The sequence below is a fragment of the Pseudomonas sp. R15(2017) genome (genome assembly GCF_002112685.1).
Lineage (GTDB): Bacteria > Pseudomonadota > Gammaproteobacteria > Pseudomonadales > Pseudomonadaceae > Aquipseudomonas > Aquipseudomonas glycinae.
The window spans coordinates 1-15720 of the sequence record NZ_NEII01000010.1 but is presented as its reverse complement, the minus strand read 5'-3'; the positions used below and the strand labels follow the sequence as shown (position 1 = coordinate 15720).

The following is a 15720-nucleotide window of genomic DNA, read 5'->3' as shown; positions in this document are numbered from 1 at the left end:
TTGAATTTCCCGTACTTGAGCATCACCTCCTGTGACTAAGCAAGCTATCGAACGCACACAGGACAACCTGAAGCCGGCGTTTGCTGTCCGCACGTAAGCCATTTTCCTGATTTGGAGCTTTCCATGATCGACCTGTATTACTGGACCACGCCCAACGGCCACAAGATTTCCCTGTTCCTCGAAGAAGCGGGCCTGCGTTACGACGTGCACCCGATCAATATCAGCCAAGGCGAGCAGTTCCAGCCGCACTTTCTGAAAATCGCCCCGAACAACCGCATCCCGGCCATCGTCGATCATGAGCCGGCCGATGGCGGCGAGCCGTTGTCGCTGTTTGAGTCCGGGGCGATCCTGCTGTACCTCGCGGAAAAGACCGGCAAGTTCCTGCCCAAGGATCTGCGTGGCCGCCAGGTGTCGCTGCAATGGCTGTTCTGGCAAATGGGCGGGCTGGGGCCGATGGCCGGGCAGAACCATCATTTCAGCCAGTTCGCGCCGGAAAAAATCCCCTACGCGATCAAGCGCTACGTCGATGAAACCGCCCGTTTGTACGGGGTGCTGGACAAGCAACTGGCCAACAATGAGTTCGTCGCTGGCAGCGAATACAGCATCGCCGACATGGCGATCTACCCGTGGATCGTCTCGCACAAATGGCAGAGCCAGAACCTCGAAGACTTCCCGAACGTGCAGCGCTGGTTCAACCACATCAAGGATCGCCCGGCGACCGTGAAGGCCTACGCGCTGGTGCAGAAGATCAATCCGCCGAAGTCCTGACCTGCCTTGATCGTTCCCATGTAGAGGCGTCGAACCGTCCGCGTGGAATTGGGCCGCAGAGCGACCCGGGCTGCATTCCCACGCATAGCGTGGGAACGATCTGCGTGAGCGGTAAGAAATAACCGCTCGCCCCGCTTGCGCGGCCCCCTCCTGCTCACTAACGTAGCGGCTTTATTGCGCCCCCAGCCTCTACACCCCGCAGGAGCTTTGCCATGGCCTCGCCAGCCCTTTCACATTTTCTTCCCCGGTTCGGCGTTGCCGCAGCAGTGGCCGGTGTTCTGAGCCTGACCGGTTGTCAGACCTGGAACGCCCAGGACACCCTCCCGCCGACTTCCGGTGTGCAGCCGCTCAAGGGCCTGGCGCAGAACGTTTCGGTGCGCCGCAATGCCATGGGCATGCCGCTGATCGAAAGCAACAGCTTCCACGACGCACTGTTCGCCCTCGGTTACGTGCACGCCAGCGACCGGATCAATCAGATGGTCACCCTGCGCCTGTTGGCTCAGGGCCGTCTCGCGGAAATGTCCGGTTCGTCGATGCTCGACGCCGACCGCTACATGCGCGCCGTCAACCTGAAGAAAAGCGCCGGCGAGCTGTACAAGGCTTCGTCGCCACGGCTCAAGCGTTTCTTCGAAGTCTATGCCCGGGGCGTCAACGCCTACCTGTTCCGCTACGCCGACAAACTGCCGGGGGATCTGGCTTCCAGCGGCTACAAGCCTGAATACTGGAAACCGGAAGATTCGGCGCTGATTTTCTGCCTGCTGAACTTCAGCCAGTCGGCCAACCTGCCGGAAGAAATCGCTTCGCTGGTGTTGGCGCAGACCGTGACCAACGACAAACTGGCGTGGCTGACCCCGTCCGCTCCCGACGAAAACCTGCCGCTGGCCGAGGCCGACAAGCTGCAAGGCATCAAGCTCAACGGGCAGATTCCGGGGCTCACAGAGCTGAGCAACGCCAGCGAACAATTGGCCGCCCTCAACCTGCTGGGCACTCAGTCGTCGAACAACTGGGCCATCGCCCCGCAGCGCAGCCGCAGCGGCAAGAGCCTGCTGGCCAGCGACAGCCATGGCCCGCTGGCCGCGCCGTCGCTGTGGAGTTTCGTGCAGATTCGCGCGCCGAAATACCAGGCCGCCGGCGTGACCGTGGCCGGTCTGCCGATGGTACTCGGCGGTTTCAACGGCAAAGTGGCGTGGAGCCTGACCAGCGTGCTCGGCGATAACCAGGACCTGTTCCTGGAAAAAATCCGTCGTCAGGGCAGCACGTTGTCCTACGAGGTCAACGGCAAGTGGCAACCGGTTGCGGTGCGCAACGAAACCTACTTCGTCAAAGGCCAGCGGCCGATTCGCGAAGCGGTGTACGAAACCCGCCATGGCGCGCTGCTCAACAGCACCCAGGCTGCCGCTCAGGGCGCAGGCTTTGGCCTGGCCTTGCAGACGCCGAGCTTCACCGACGACAAATCGCTCGATGCGTTTTTTGATCTGAGCCGCGCCCAGAACGTTGAGCGCGCCTCGGACGCCAGCCGGGAAATCCGCGCCATCGCGCTGAATCTGGTGTTCGCCGACGCCAGCAACATTGGCTGGCAAGTCACCGGGCGGTTCCCGAACCGTCGGGAAGGTGAAGGCCTGCTGCCGTCGCCGGGCTGGGAAGGTCGCTACGACTGGGACGGTTACGCCGACCCGATGCTGCACCCGTACGATCAGGATCCGGCCCAGGGCTGGCTCGGCACCGCCAACCAGCGGGTCATTCCCCATGGCTACGGCATGCAACTGTCCAATTCCTGGGCGGCGCCGGAACGTGGCGAGCGCCTGGCCGAACTGGCCGGCAGCGGCAAGCATGACGGTCGCAGTGTGATCGCCATGCAGTACGACCAGACCACCACCTTCGCCGCCAAACTGAAGAAAATGTTCGAGGCACCGGGCATGGCGCAGCCGCTGAAACAGGCGATCGACGCCCTGCCGGAAGCCGAGCGCAGCAAGGCCCGCGAAGCCTATACCCGCTTGATGGCGTTCGATGGCAAGCTCAGCCCGACCTCCGCCGACGCGGCGATCTACGAGTTGTTCCTGCAGGAAAGCATGAAGCAGATCTTCCTCGACGAGCTAGGCCCGCAAGGCAGCCCGGCGTGGAAAGCGTTTATCGCCAATGGCGACCTGTCCTACGCCGCCCAGGCCGATCACTTGCTGGGCCGCGAAGACAGTCCGTTCTGGGACGACGCCCGCACCCCGCAAAAAGAAGACAAACCGGCGATCCTCGCCCGCAGTCTGGCGGCAGCGATCAGCGCCGGCGACAGTCAGTTGGGCGGTGATCGCAGAGCCTGGCAGTGGGGCAAACTGCACCGTTACGAGTGGAAGAATGCCAACGGCCAGACCGTTCGCGGGCCAATCGCAGCGGGCGGTGACCATACCACCCTGAACACGGCGGCATTTGCCTGGGGCCAGGACTTCAACACCACCCGTGCGCCGTCGATGCGCTTTATCGTCGACTTCGGTCAGAGCGAACCGCTGATGGGGCAGAACGGGACGGGGCAATCCGGAAATCCGGTAAGCCCGAACTACCTGAACGGCATCGATCCGTGGCTCAAGGGGCAGTACATCGGCTTGCCGATGCAGCCGCAGAACTTTGACCGGGTGTATGGCAAGACGCGGTTGACGCTTACCCCCGGCAAGTAAATCCCCACCTGATCGTTCCCACGTCGAGGCGTCGAACCGTCCGCGTGGGAATGCAGCCCGTGACGCTCCGCGTCACTGGACGCAGAGCGTCCCTTGAGGCATTCCCACGCAGAGCGTGGGAACGATCATGCGACAGTTCAGAAAAACAATAGAACTTCTGACTTCGCGCCAACCTCATAGCTAACAAGTCTTCCGTTCCGGTAACGCCATGGACCTTGTTATCGCCCGCCCCGAAGGTTTGTACTGCCCCGCCGGGGATTTCTATATTGACCCGTGGCGACCCGTCGAGCGCTCGGTCATCACTCATGCCCATGGCGATCATGCCCGTGGTGGCAACCAGCATTACCTGGCCACCAGCGCCGGCGAAGGGATTCTGCGCGCGCGTCTGGGCCAGGACATCAACCTGCAAACCCTCGACTACGGCCAGCGCCTGACCCACCACGGCGTCACCTTGAGTTTTCATCCCGCCGGTCATGTGCTCGGCTCGGCTCAGGTGCGGCTGGAGTACGGCGGCGAAGTCTGGGTCGCGTCCGGCGACTACAAGATCGAACCCGACGGCACCTGCGCGCCGTTCGAACCGGTGCGCTGCCACACCTTCATCACCGAATCGACCTTCGGCCTGCCGATCTACCGCTGGCAGCCGCAGGCGCAGGTATTCGCCGAGATCAATCAGTGGTGGCAGGCCAACATCGAGGCCGGCAAGGCCAGCGTGCTGTTCTGCTATTCGTTCGGCAAGGCCCAGCGGATTCTCCACGGCATCGATGAGACCCTCGGGCCGATCCTCAGCCACGGAGCGGTCGAGCCGCTGAACCGCGTGTACCGCGAGGCCGGCGTCTACCTGCCACCAACGATCTACGCCGGCGAGGTGAAAAAGAACGACCCGATGATGCGCCAGGCGCTGGTCATCGCCCCGCCTTCGGCCGGCGGCAGCAGCTGGATGCGCCGCTTCGGCGATTACAGCGACAGCTTCGCCAGCGGCTGGATGCGCTTGCGCGGCCCCCGTCGGCGGCGCGGGGTCGATCGCGGTTTCGTGCTCTCGGATCACGCCGACTGGCCCGGCCTGCTGTGGGCCATCGAACAGACCGGCGCCGAGCGGGTGATGGTCACCCACGGCTCGATTGGCGTCCTGGTGCGCCATCTGCGCGAAAAAGGGCTGGACGCACAAGGGTTCAACACCGAATACGGTGACGATGAGGAAGAGCTTCCTGCCGCCACGCCCGCCGTTGCCGAGGTACAACCATGAAAGACTTCGCCGGGTTGTACGCCGAACTCGACGCCACCACCTCCAGCAACGCCAAACTGGCGGCCATGCAGACCTACTTCGCCCAGGCGCAACCGCAGGATGCCGCTTGGGCGGTGTACTTCTTGTCCGGCGGGCGGCCGCGGCAACTGGTGCCGGTGCGGATCCTGCGCGATCTCGCGGTCGAAATGTCCGGGTTGGCGCCATGGCTGTTCGAGGAGAGCTATCAAGCGGTCGGCGATCTGGCGGAAACCATCTCGCTGGTGTTGCCGGAACATCCATACACCTCCGAGGCCGGCCTCGCCGAATGGATCGAAGACAAACTGCTGCCCCTGCGCGGTGAAACCCCGGAATACCTCGCCCACCAATTGCCCGCTCTGTGGGCGCAACTGGATCGGCCGAGCCTGATGCTGTGCATCAAATTTATCACCGGCAGTTTCCGGGTCGGCGTATCCAAACTGCTGGTGACCCGCGCCCTTGCCTCCATGGCCGGGCTGGACAGCAAACGCGTGGCACAAAGACTGGTGGGTTATACCGACCTGTCCAACCGGCCGAACGCTGCCGCTTACCTGAAACTGATCGCCCCCGAATCCAGCGAAGAGCACGCCCAACGCGGCGGCCAGCCCTACCCGTTCTTCCTCGCCCACGCGCTGGCGCAACCGGTGGAAACCTTCGAGGCCCTGCTCGGGCCGCCGAGCAACTGGCAGGTGGAATGGAAGTGGGACGGCATTCGGGCGCAGGTGGTCAAGCGTGACGGAAAATTGTGGGTCTGGTCGCGCGGCGAGGAGTTGGTCACCGAGCGTTTTCCCGAATTCGACACGCTGCTGCACGGATTGCCCGATGGCACGGTGATCGACGGCGAAATCGTGGTCTGGAAAAACCAGCGCCCGGTCACCGAAGACGCTTTCGATCCGCAGTCGACAGAGGCCCCGGCGGTGCAACCCTTCGCGCTGTTGCAGCAGCGGATCGGCCGCAAGTCGTTGGACCGCAAAATCCTCGAAGACGCGCCGGTGGTGGTACTCGCCTACGACTTGCTCGAATGGGAAGGCGAAGACTGGCGCAATCAGCCTCAGGCCAAGCGTCGTGAGCAACTGGAGCAGGTCATCGCCCGCTGCAACAACCCGGTGCTGCTACCCTCGCCGATCCTGACGGGAGATGACTGGTTTGACCTCGCCCGTCAGCGCGAGGCCTCCAGGCGCCTGGGAGTCGAAGGCATGATGCTCAAGGCACGGGACGCGATGTACGGCGTCGGCCGCACCAAGGACATGGGCGTGTGGTGGAAATGGAAGGTCGATCCGTTCAGCGTCGACGCGGTGTTGATTTACGCCCAGCGCGGTCACGGTCGCCGCGCCAGCCTTTACAGCGATTACACCTTTGCGGTGTGGGACGGCCCGCCCGGTGCCAGTGCGCGGGCGCTGGTGCCCTTCGCCAAGGCCTATTCCGGGCTGACCGACGCGGAAATGCGCGAAGTCGACAGCATCGTGCGCAAGACCACCGTGGAAAAATTCGGCCCGGTCAGCAGTGTGAAACCGAGCCTGGTGTTCGAACTGGGCTTCGAAGGCATCGCCCTCTCCCGTCGGCACAAGAGCGGCATCGCCGTGCGCTTCCCGCGCATGTTGCGCTGGCGTCAGGACAAAACCGTTGACGAGGCCGACAGCCTGGCGACCCTGCAAAACCTGTTGGTCTGACTCCTTCCCCCGATACTCCCCCTCACCCCGATCGTTCCCACGCTCCGCGTGGGAACGCCTCAATGGACGCTCCGCGTCCGCTTTGGGACGCGGAGCGTCCCGGGCTGCATTCCCACGCAGAGCGTGGGAACGATCCCCTGAACCATCCTGGTGCAGCTTTTGCGGTGCGCCCGTTTTCGTGCACTGACCGGCCCCGGCATGCACTTGCTGCACCTTTTAAAACACTTGTTCGGGACTCTGGTTCGGAAATTGCTACTTTCTATAAGTCGTAAGCGCTCCAGTAACAATCATTCCGCGCCACAAGCGCTCATATTGGTTCTTAGGGATTGAATAATGAAAAAAGCATTGCTGACCCTTTCTGCACTGGCGTTGTGCATGGCCGCCGGCTCCGCGCTGGCCAAGGAATACAAAGAACTGCGGTTTGGCGTTGACCCTTCCTACGCACCGTTCGAGTCGAAAGCGGCAGACGGCAGCCTGGTTGGCTTCGACATCGATCTGGGCAACGCGATCTGCGCCGAGCTGAAGGTCAAGTGCAAATGGGTTGAAAGTGACTTCGACGGCATGATTCCGGGCCTCAAGGCCAATAAATTCGACGGTGTGATCTCGTCGATGACCGTTACCGAAGCCCGCGAAAAAGTCATCGACTTCTCCAGCGAGCTGTTCTCCGGCCCGACGGCCTACGTGTCGAAAAAAGGTTCGGGCATCACCGACGACGTCGCTTCCCTGAAAGGCAAAACCGTCGGCTACGAGCAAGGCACCATCCAGGAAGCCTATGCCAAAGCCGTGCTGGACAAGGCCGGCGTGAAAACCCAGGCCTATCAAAATCAGGACCAGGTGTATTCCGACCTGACCTCGGGCCGTCTCGATGCGGGCATTCAGGACATGTTGCAGGCCGAACTGGGCTTTCTGAAGTCGCCGCAAGGCGCTGATTATGAAGTCAGCAAGCCGGTCGACAACCACTTGCTGCCAGCCAAGACCGCTGTCGGTATTAAGAAAGGTAACACCGAGCTGAAAGCGCTTTTGGATAAAGGTATCAAAGCGTTACACGATGACGGCAAATACGCCGAGATTCAAAAGAAACACTTTGGCGATCTGAATCTGTACAGCGGCAAATAATGCCCCGGCGCCCATCCTCGATGGGCGCCTTTTTCATTCAGTCAGGTTGCTGATTTATGTTCGAAACCCTCTTACAACATCTGGGGCTCTCCGCCTTCAGCCTCAAGGGCTTTGGCCTGTTGCTGTTGGAAGGCACCTGGATGACCATCAAATTGTCGGCGTTGTCGCTGCTGGTGGCCGTGTTGCTCGGCCTGCTCGGCGCCAGTGCCAAGCTGTCAAAAGTCAAACTGCTGCGCCTGCCCGCCCAGCTCTACACCACGCTGATTCGCGGGGTGCCGGACCTGGTGCTGATGCTGCTGATCTTCTACAGCCTGCAAACCTGGCTGACGACGCTCACCGATTACCTGGAATGGGAATACATCGAGATCGACCCGTTCAGCGCCGGGGTCCTGACCCTGGGCTTCATTTACGGCGCGTACTTCACTGAAACCTTTCGCGGGGCGATTCTTGCCGTGCCGCGCGGCCAGGTCGAAGCCGCCACCGCCTATGGTCTCAAGCGCGGCCAGCGCTTTCGCTTCGTGGTGTTCCCGCAAATGATGCGCTTCGCCCTGCCGGGCATCGGCAACAACTGGATGGTGATGCTCAAGGCCACCGCGCTGGTTTCGATCATCGGCCTGGCCGATCTGGTCAAGGCCGCACAGGACGCCGGCAAGAGCACCTATCAGCTGTTTTACTTCCTGGTGCTCGCCGCGTTGATTTACCTGCTCATCACCAGTGCCTCGAACTTCATCCTGCGCTGGCTCGAACGCCGCTACGCCGCCGGTGCAAGGGAGGCCGTACGATGATCGAACTCCTGCAGGAATACTGGAAAGCCTTCCTTTATACCGACGGTCAGAACATCACTGGTCTTGCGATGACGATGTGGCTGCTCAGCGCCTCGATCTTCTTCGGCTTCATCGTGTCGATTCCGCTGTCGATCGCCCGGGTCTCGCCGCACTTCTACATTCGCTGGCCGGTGCAGTTCTACACCTACCTGTTCCGTGGCACGCCGCTCTATATCCAGCTGCTGATCTGCTACACCGGGATCTACAGCCTGGCCGCCGTGCGCGCGCAGCCGCTGCTCGACAGTTTCTTTCGCGATGCGATGAACTGCACGATCCTGGCCTTCGCCCTCAACACTTGCGCCTACACCACGGAGATTTTCGCCGGGGCGATCCGCAGCATGAACCACGGTGAAGTCGAAGCGGCCAAGGCCTACGGGCTGACCGGCTGGAAGCTGTATGCCTACGTGATCATGCCGTCGGCGCTGCGCCGTTCGTTGCCGTACTACAGCAACGAAGTGATCCTGATGCTGCACTCGACCACCGTGGCCTTCACCGCGACCATCCCCGACATCCTGAAAGTCGCGCGGGACGCCAACTCGGCGACCTTCCTGACCTTTCAGTCGTTCGGCATCGCCGCGCTGATCTACCTGACCATCACCTTTGCGCTGGTCGGCCTGTTCCGCCTTGCCGAACGCCGATGGCTGGCCTTCCTCGGCCCGACCCACTAGGACCCATTAGAGATGCGTCATCAGATACACGACCTGCTGGCCCCGCTGCCGGGGACCGCACGACAGATCCACAGTTTTCACTTTGGCCCGGACAAGGCCCGAGGCAAGATCTACATCCAGTCTTCGCTGCACGCCGACGAACTGCCCGGCATGCTCGTGGCCTGGCACCTCAAGCAGCGCCTGGCGGAGCTGGAAGCCGCCGGCCGCCTGCGCAGCGAAATCGTGCTGGTGCCGGTGGCCAACCCGGTCGGCCTCGAACAGGTGCTGATGGATGTGCCGCTGGGCCGCTACGAATTGGAGAGCGGGCAGAACTTCAACCGCTGGTTTGTCGACCTCAGCGAGGAAATCGGCAACGAGATCGAAACACAGCTGTGCGACGACCCGCAGCGCAACCTTGAGCTGATCCGCGCCAGCCTGCGCAATGCCCTCGCCCGCCAGACCGCCAGCACCCAACTGCAATCCCAGCGCCTGACCCTGCAACGGCTGGCCTGCGATGCGGACATGGTGCTCGACCTGCATTGCGATTTCGAATCCGTGGTTCACCTCTACACAACGCCCGAGGCCTGGCCGCAGGTCGAGCCGCTGGCGCGCTACATCGAATCCCAGGCGAGCCTGTTGGCCACCGACTCCGGCGGCCAGTCGTTCGATGAGTGCTTCACCCTGCTGTGGTGGCAATTGAAGGAGCGCTTCGGCGAACACTTCGAGATTCCGCTCGGCAGTTTCTCGGTCACCGTCGAGTTGCGTGGCCAGGGGGATGTCACCCATCCGCTGGCCAGTCGCGATTGCCAGGCGCTGATCGATTACCTGATTCATTTCGGCGCCATCGTCGGCGAGCCCAAAGCCTTGCCGGCCCTGCCACATCCCGCCACACCTTTGGCCGGCGTAGAACCGGTGGCCACTCCCGTCGGCGGCCTGCTCGTCTACACCGCCACACCCGGCCAGCTTCTGGAAGCCGGGCAGAAAATCGCCGAAATCATCGACCCGATCAGCGACCGGGTCACACCAGTCCATTGCACCGCTTCCGGTCTGCTCTATGCCCGCTCGTTGCGGCGCATGGCCACCGCCGGGATGGTGATCGCCCACGTCGCGGGCGCCGAAGCCTATCGCAGCGGCTATTTACTTTCGCCTTGAGGATGCCTGTCCCATGTACAAATTGACCGTTGAAGGCCTGCACAAAAGCTATGGCGACCATCAGGTGCTCAAAGGCGTCTCGCTCAAGGCCAGGACCGGTGACGTGATCAGCCTGATCGGCGCCAGCGGCTCGGGCAAAAGCACCTTTTTGCGCTGCATCAACTTTCTCGAACAACCCAACGACGGCGCAATGAGCCTCGACGGCCAGGCGATCCGCATGGTCACCGACCGCCACGGCATGCACGTCGCCGACCCCAATGAACTGCAACGCCTGCGCACCCGGCTGGCGATGGTGTTCCAGCATTTCAACCTGTGGAGCCACATGACCGTGCTGGAAAACATCACCATGGCCCCGCGCCGGGTGCTGGGCTGCAGCAAACAGGAAGCCGACGACCGCGCCCGGCGTTATCTGGAAAAGGTCGGCCTGCCGGCACGGGTGGCCGATCAGTACCCGGCGTTTCTCTCCGGCGGCCAGCAACAGCGGGTGGCGATTGCCCGCGCGTTGGCGATGGAGCCGGAAGTCATGCTGTTCGACGAACCGACGTCGGCACTCGACCCGGAGCTGGTCGGCGAAGTGCTCAAGGTGATTCAGGGCCTGGCCGAAGAAGGCCGGACCATGATCATGGTCACCCATGAAATGAGCTTTGCGCGAAAGGTCTCGAGCCAGGTGCTGTTCCTGCATCAGGGGCTGGTGGAAGAAGAAGGCGTACCCGAAGAAGTGCTGGGCAATCCGAAAAGCGAACGCCTGAAGCAATTCCTCAGCGGCAATCTCAAGTAAAACTATTGCCCGGCCGGCGCGGTCATTGAAGGAACACCTTCAGAGCACACGTCGCCGGCATGGGCACTTCCACCGACTTCGCCAAATACTGGTTCAGCGCCCGCGACTGGAAGCCTTTCGCCTTTCAAAAACAGGTGTGGGCCGCGGTAAAGCGTGGCGAATCCGGCCTGCTGCACGCCAGCACCGGCGCCGGTAAAACCTACGCGGTGTGGTTTGCCGCGCTCAATCGGTTTGCCCGCTCCAGGTCTGTTGCTGAAACCACCCGTAAACGCAAACCGCCCGCCGAACCGCTGACAGTCTTGTGGATCACCCCCATGCGCGCGCTGGCTGCCGACACCGCGCGCGCCCTGCAAGCGCCGCTGGACGATCTGCAGATTCCCTGGAGCGTCGGCCTGCGCACTGGCGACACCGGCAGCAGCGAACGCGCCCGGCAGAACCGGCGCCTGCCCACCACGCTGATCACCACCCCGGAAAGCCTGACCCTGATGCTCGCCCGGGCCGACGCGCAAACGGCGCTGTCGACGCTGCGTATGGTCGTGGTGGATGAGTGGCACGAATTGCTCGGCAACAAGCGCGGCGTGCAATTGCAACTGGCCCTCGCCCGGCTACGGCGCTGGCAGCCGGGGCTGATCGTCTGGGGCGTTTCCGCGACGCTCGGCAATCAGTCCCACGCCGAACAGGTGCTGATCCCACAGGGCGGCGGCGTGAGTATTCAGGGGCAAAGCGAAAAGTCGCTCAAGGTCGATACCCTGCTCCCACCGGCCATCGAACGATTTCCCTGGGCCGGGCATATCGGCTTGAAGATGTTGCCGCAGGTGGTCGCCGAACTGGACGTCTGCGCCAGCAGCCTGGTGTTCACCAACACCCGGGCGCAATCGGAAATCTGGTATCAGGCCTTGCTGGAAGCGCGGCCGGACTGGGCCGGTTTGATTGCCCTGCACCACAGCTCTCTGTCCCGCGACACCCGCGACTGGGTCGAGCAGGCGCTGAAGAACGGTCAACTCAAAGCTGTGGTCTGCACCTCAAGCCTGGATCTGGGGGTGGATTTCCTCCCGGTGGAGCGTGTACTGCAGATCGGCTCGGCCAAAGGCGTGGCACGACTGATGCAGCGTGCCGGGCGTTCGGGCCATGCGCCCGGTAGAACGTCGCGGGTCACCCTGGTGCCGACCCACAGCCTGGAGCTGATCGAAGCTGCGGCCGCTGGCGATGCCGTGGCACAGCGGCGGATCGAACCGCGACTGTCCCCGCACAAACCGCTGGATGTGCTGGTGCAGCATCTGGTCAGCATGGCCCTGGGCGGTGGCTTTGTTCCCGATGAGCTGTACGAAGAAGTCCGTGGTGCCTGGGCCTATCGCGACCTGACACCAGCAGACTGGGCCTGGGCGCTGGCGTTCGTACGCCACGGCGGGATGTCGCTGACGGCGTACCCGGATTACCGCCGGGTCGAGCCGGATGAGCACGGGATCTGGCGCGTTCCCGATGCGCGACTGGCGCGCCGCCATCGGATGAGCATCGGCACCATCGTCAGCGATGCCAGCATTCACCTGAAATTCTGGAGCAAGGGCGGTGGCGGCAAACAACTGGGCAGCGTGGAAGAAAGCTTCATCGCACGCCTGAAACCCGGTGATGGTTTTCTGTTCGCCGGGCGCTTGCTGGAACTGGTGCGGGTGGAAAACATGACCGCCTACGTCAAACGCAGCACCGCAAAAAAAGCCGCCGTACCGCGCTGGAATGGCGGGCGCATGCCGCTCTCCAATGAATTGGCCGAAGCCGTGGTCAGCCGCTTCAGCGCGGCGGCACACGGTGAGTTTGCCGGCCCGGAAATGCACGCCTTGCGCCCGCTGCTGGAAACACAGATGCGCTGGTCGGGCCTGCCGACAGACAACAACCTACTGGCCGAAGTGCTGAAATCCCGCGAAGGCTGGCACCTTTTCCTCTACCCGTTTGCCGGACGCCAGGTGCATCTGGGGCTGGCCAGCCTGCTGGCGTGGCGGGTCAGTCAGCGCTTGCCTGTGACCTTCTCGATTGCGGTCAACGATTACGGACTGGAACTGCTCAGCGCCACGCCCGTTGACTGGTCTGTACAGCTGGATGATGCCCTGCTCAGTCCCGAGGATTTATTGCGCGATGTACTCGCCAGCCTCAACGCGGGCGAACTGGCGCTGCGCAGGTTTCGGGAAATTGCGCGGATTGCCGGCCTGGTGTTCGCCGGCTACCCCGGTGCGCCGAAAAGCACCCGTCAGGTGCAGGCCTCCAGTGGGCTGTTTTTTGAAGTGTTCAAACAATACGACGCCGACAACCTGCTACTGGCCCAGGCCGGGGAAGAAGTCCTGCGGGAAGAACTGGATATACGACGACTGGAACAGACACTGGAGCGAATCAACCGGATGAAACTGGACATGCACCTGATCAAACGTCCGACACCGCTCGGCTTTCCATTGCTGGTGGAGCGCATGCGCGAAAGCATGAGTTCGGAAAAACTTGCCGACCGGATCCGGCGCATGGTCGGCGATCTGGAGAAAACCGCCGACACAGGCCGATCCTGATGAACGCGCCCTACCCCGTGCGTCTGGCAGGCGAAGAACTCTGGTTGCTGCCGGAAAAGGCGCTGTACTGGCCGGCGCAACAGGCGCTGCTGATTGCCGACGTGCATTTCGGCAAGGCGGCCGCTTATCGTCGACTTGGCCAACCGGTGCCGCAGGGCACTACGACGAGCAATATCGCAGTGATCGAGCAATTGCTGGCGAAGCTGCCGTGTCGGCAACTGATCTTTCTGGGGGACTTTCTGCACGGACCTGGCTCCCACGCCCCCGACACGTTGCAGGCTTTGGCGCAGTGGCGGGCGCGTCATGCCGACCTGCCGATGACGCTGATTCGCGGCAATCACGACAAGCGGGCGGGCGATCCGCCGCTAGCGCTGAACATCCGGGTGGTGCCAGAGCCGTTGCTGCTAGGGCCCTTCGCGTTGCAACACGAGCCGGATCCGCACCCTGAGCGGCACGTCCTCGCAGGGCACGTACACCCGGTTTATCGATTGATCGGCAAGGGGCGTCAGCGTTTGCGGCTGGCGTGTTTCAGGCTAGGAGAACGCATCAGCCTGCTGCCGGCCTTCGGCGCCTTTACCGGAGGTTACCCGGTGGAGAAGGAAGACAGCTGTCGGATCTTTGTCATTGGCGACAACGAAATATGGCCCGTCGGCTGAAGTCCTGTTCAGGATTCAGCCGACGGGCCATGCATTCAATCAAGCGACGGGCGCGGGTGGCGGTTTGTCCGGCAACGTCGGTTCGCCGGGCTCGGTCGGTTCTTCGTTGGGGGTATCGGGATCGGGCTGGTGAGGGATTCCGCCGGCCGTGGTGATGGGTGGGTGTGCCAGCAACGACCAGGCCATTACGCCAACCTGATTGGGCTCGAGCCTTGCCAGTTCGGCAGTGATTTGCGGATCGATCTTCATGGAGCACTCCTCGGCGAAGGCCCGTCCCGCTGTTCGCGAAACGGGCAGTACACCTCATAGAGTGTCTACCCGCCGAAGAATTCCCGGTAACTGCCGGATGGACGGATCAGGTACGCGGCAGGGTCACGCCACGCTGGCCCTGGTACTTGCCGGCGCGATCCTTGTAGGAGACTTCGCATTCCTCGTCGGATTCGAGGAACAGCATCTGCGCCACGCCTTCGTTGGCGTAGATCTTCGCCGGCAGGTTGGTAGTGTTGGAGAACTCCAGGGTCACCTGGCCTTCCCACTCGGGCTCGAGCGGGGTGACGTTGACGATGATGCCGCAACGGGCGTAAGTGCTCTTGCCCAGGCAGATGGTCAGGACGTTGCGTGGAATACGGAAGTATTCAACGGTCGTGGCCAGGGCGAAGGAGTTCGGCGGAATGATGCAGACATCGCTGTGGACGTCGACAAAACTGCCGGCGTCGAAGTTTTTCGGATCGACGATGGCCGAATTGATGTTGGTGAACACCTTGAAATGATTGGTGCAACGCACATCGTAGCCGTAGCTCGACACACCGTAGGAGATCACACGGCTGTCGTCGCTGCCACGTACCTGGCGCTCGACGAACGGCTCGATCATGCCGTGTTCCTGCGCCATGCGGCGAATCCACTTGTCCGATTTGATGCTCATGGCGGGTGTCCTGAATAGCGAGGTGGAAAAAATCTGTCCGGCATCTTACCGGGCGCGCCGCCGGGTTCAAAGTCCGCGCTGCAAATCTCGGCGAACGTGCAGGAATTACGCGGCCTGGCGACGAACCGTCACACCGTCGATCCCTAAAACAGAGAAACCTTCGCAAGAAGCATTGGCACGTTCCGGAAAAAGGGTTAAGGTGGCGCCACTGTGCTGCTTGTGTCACTGAGAATCTCTACACGATATGTTGAATTTCGATCCAACCATCTACAAGAATTTTTCCTGCTCTTTGCACTCAGTCTCGGCCAGGGTTCTTCCTGAGTCGCAGTTATCTTTGTTCAAGGAGTTACACCATGTCTAATCGCCAAACCGGTACCGTTAAGTGGTTCAACGATGAAAAAGGCTTCGGCTTCATCACCCCACAATCCGGTGACGACCTGTTCGTTCACTTCAAAGCTATCCAATCCGACGGCTTCAAAAGCCTGAAAGAAGGCCAACAGGTTTCTTTCATCGCTACCCGCGGTCAGAAAGGCATGCAAGCTGAAGAAGTACAAGTTATCTAACTTGTAGCTTCTTTAGAAAAAGGCCCCGCCCTCAAAAGCGGGGCTTTTTTGTGGGCGTTGTCTCGTCCTGAATAAGGTTTACACCTTCTGGCTTCTTATCAGGAGGGTGCAATGGATTCGGGCGCAAAACGCAGTCAACGCGATTACACGCTGACTT

14 protein-coding genes are annotated in these 15720 nt (G+C 61.9%); 12 read left to right on the top strand and 2 right to left on the bottom strand.

What is annotated here, in order from left to right; translation table 11 throughout:
• Positions 1-123: 123 nt before the first annotated feature.
• The 11 genes from CAF77_RS20165 (at position 124) to pdeM (ending at position 14078) form a co-directional block, all read left to right on the top strand.
• Positions 124-768, top strand: a complete 645-nt coding sequence (locus CAF77_RS20165) for a glutathione binding-like protein (RefSeq protein WP_085655631.1) — start codon at positions 124-126, stop codon at positions 766-768.
• Between the two features lie 212 nt (positions 769-980).
• Positions 981-3431, top strand: a complete 2451-nt coding sequence (locus tag CAF77_RS20160; RefSeq protein ID WP_085655630.1) for a penicillin acylase family protein — start codon at positions 981-983, stop codon at positions 3429-3431.
• A 208-nt stretch (positions 3432-3639) separates the two neighbouring features.
• The gene (locus CAF77_RS20155; RefSeq protein ID WP_085655629.1) at positions 3640-4674 is read left to right on the top strand and encodes a ligase-associated DNA damage response exonuclease; all 1035 of its coding nucleotides are present in this window, start codon (positions 3640-3642) and stop codon (positions 4672-4674) included.
• Complete coding sequence (locus CAF77_RS20150; RefSeq protein ID WP_085655628.1) at positions 4671-6359, top strand: ATP-dependent DNA ligase; 1689 nt, start codon at positions 4671-4673, stop codon at positions 6357-6359. Before CAF77_RS20155 ends, CAF77_RS20150 begins: the two co-directional genes overlap by 4 nt.
• Positions 6360-6692: 333 nt before the next feature.
• On the top strand, positions 6693-7475 hold the full coding sequence (locus CAF77_RS20145) for a transporter substrate-binding domain-containing protein (protein WP_011332769.1): 783 nt from the start codon (positions 6693-6695) through the stop codon (positions 7473-7475).
• 56 nt (positions 7476-7531) lie between these two features.
• Entirely contained in the window at positions 7532-8260 is a 729-nt protein-coding gene (locus CAF77_RS20140) for an ABC transporter permease (protein ID WP_085655627.1), read from the top strand.
• On the top strand, positions 8257-8967 hold the full coding sequence (locus CAF77_RS20135) for an ABC transporter permease (RefSeq protein WP_011332767.1): 711 nt from the start codon (positions 8257-8259) through the stop codon (positions 8965-8967). The genes CAF77_RS20140 and CAF77_RS20135 overlap by 4 nt, the downstream gene beginning before the upstream one ends.
• A 12-nt stretch (positions 8968-8979) precedes the next feature.
• Entirely contained in the window at positions 8980-10098 is a 1119-nt protein-coding gene (locus tag CAF77_RS20130) for a succinylglutamate desuccinylase/aspartoacylase family protein (protein ID WP_085655626.1), read from the top strand.
• 13 nt (positions 10099-10111) lie between these two features.
• Positions 10112-10876 (top strand): ABC transporter ATP-binding protein, encoded by a 765-nt coding sequence (locus CAF77_RS20125; protein ID WP_085655625.1) that lies wholly within the window; start codon positions 10112-10114, stop codon positions 10874-10876.
• 59 nt (positions 10877-10935) lie between these two features.
• The gene (locus tag CAF77_RS20120; RefSeq protein ID WP_064382915.1) at positions 10936-13422 is read left to right on the top strand and encodes a ligase-associated DNA damage response DEXH box helicase; all 2487 of its coding nucleotides are present in this window, start codon (positions 10936-10938) and stop codon (positions 13420-13422) included.
• Complete coding sequence (gene pdeM / locus CAF77_RS20115) at positions 13422-14078, top strand: ligase-associated DNA damage response endonuclease PdeM (RefSeq protein ID WP_064382914.1); 657 nt, start codon at positions 13422-13424, stop codon at positions 14076-14078. The genes CAF77_RS20120 and pdeM overlap by 1 nt, the downstream gene beginning before the upstream one ends.
• A gap of 39 nt (positions 14079-14117) precedes the next feature.
• On the opposite strand, the gene CAF77_RS20110 is transcribed toward pdeM, so the two are convergent.
• Both CAF77_RS20110 and dcd read right to left on the bottom strand, forming a co-directional pair.
• Positions 14118-14327, bottom strand: coding sequence for a hypothetical protein (locus CAF77_RS20110; protein ID WP_011332763.1), 210 nt, complete (start codon positions 14325-14327; stop codon positions 14118-14120).
• Between the two features lie 106 nt (positions 14328-14433).
• On the bottom strand, positions 14434-15000 hold the full coding sequence (gene dcd / locus CAF77_RS20105; protein ID WP_007954988.1) for a dCTP deaminase: 567 nt from the start codon (positions 14998-15000) through the stop codon (positions 14434-14436).
• A 353-nt stretch (positions 15001-15353) separates the two neighbouring features.
• On the opposite strand from dcd, the gene CAF77_RS20100 reads away from it, so the two are divergent.
• Positions 15354-15563, top strand: a complete 210-nt coding sequence (locus CAF77_RS20100) for a cold-shock protein (RefSeq protein WP_002554837.1) — start codon at positions 15354-15356, stop codon at positions 15561-15563.
• Positions 15564-15720: the final 157 nt, after the last annotated feature.

What these genes read in the sequence shown, in the direction of transcription:
- CAF77_RS20165 (WP_085655631.1), top strand. Translation starts at nt 124, where the DNA reads ATGATCGACCTGTATTACTGGACCACGCCCAACGGCCACAAGATTTCC.
- CAF77_RS20160 (WP_085655630.1), top strand. Translation starts at nt 981, where the DNA reads ATGGCCTCGCCAGCCCTTTCACATTTTCTTCCCCGGTTCGGCGTTGCC.
- CAF77_RS20155 (WP_085655629.1), top strand. Translation starts at nt 3,640, where the DNA reads ATGGACCTTGTTATCGCCCGCCCCGAAGGTTTGTACTGCCCCGCCGGG.
- CAF77_RS20150 (WP_085655628.1), top strand. Translation starts at nt 4,671, where the DNA reads ATGAAAGACTTCGCCGGGTTGTACGCCGAACTCGACGCCACCACCTCC.
- CAF77_RS20145 (WP_011332769.1), top strand. Translation starts at nt 6,693, where the DNA reads ATGAAAAAAGCATTGCTGACCCTTTCTGCACTGGCGTTGTGCATGGCC.
- CAF77_RS20140 (WP_085655627.1), top strand. Translation starts at nt 7,532, where the DNA reads ATGTTCGAAACCCTCTTACAACATCTGGGGCTCTCCGCCTTCAGCCTC.
- CAF77_RS20135 (WP_011332767.1), top strand. Translation starts at nt 8,257, where the DNA reads ATGATCGAACTCCTGCAGGAATACTGGAAAGCCTTCCTTTATACCGAC.
- CAF77_RS20130 (WP_085655626.1), top strand. Translation starts at nt 8,980, where the DNA reads ATGCGTCATCAGATACACGACCTGCTGGCCCCGCTGCCGGGGACCGCA.
- CAF77_RS20125 (WP_085655625.1), top strand. Translation starts at nt 10,112, where the DNA reads ATGTACAAATTGACCGTTGAAGGCCTGCACAAAAGCTATGGCGACCAT.
- CAF77_RS20120 (WP_064382915.1), top strand. Translation starts at nt 10,936, where the DNA reads ATGGGCACTTCCACCGACTTCGCCAAATACTGGTTCAGCGCCCGCGAC.
- pdeM (WP_064382914.1), top strand. Translation starts at nt 13,422, where the DNA reads ATGAACGCGCCCTACCCCGTGCGTCTGGCAGGCGAAGAACTCTGGTTG.
- CAF77_RS20110 (WP_011332763.1), bottom strand. Translation starts at nt 14,327, where the DNA reads ATGAAGATCGATCCGCAAATCACTGCCGAACTGGCAAGGCTCGAGCCC.
- dcd (WP_007954988.1), bottom strand. Translation starts at nt 15,000, where the DNA reads ATGAGCATCAAATCGGACAAGTGGATTCGCCGCATGGCGCAGGAACAC.
- CAF77_RS20100 (WP_002554837.1), top strand. Translation starts at nt 15,354, where the DNA reads ATGTCTAATCGCCAAACCGGTACCGTTAAGTGGTTCAACGATGAAAAA.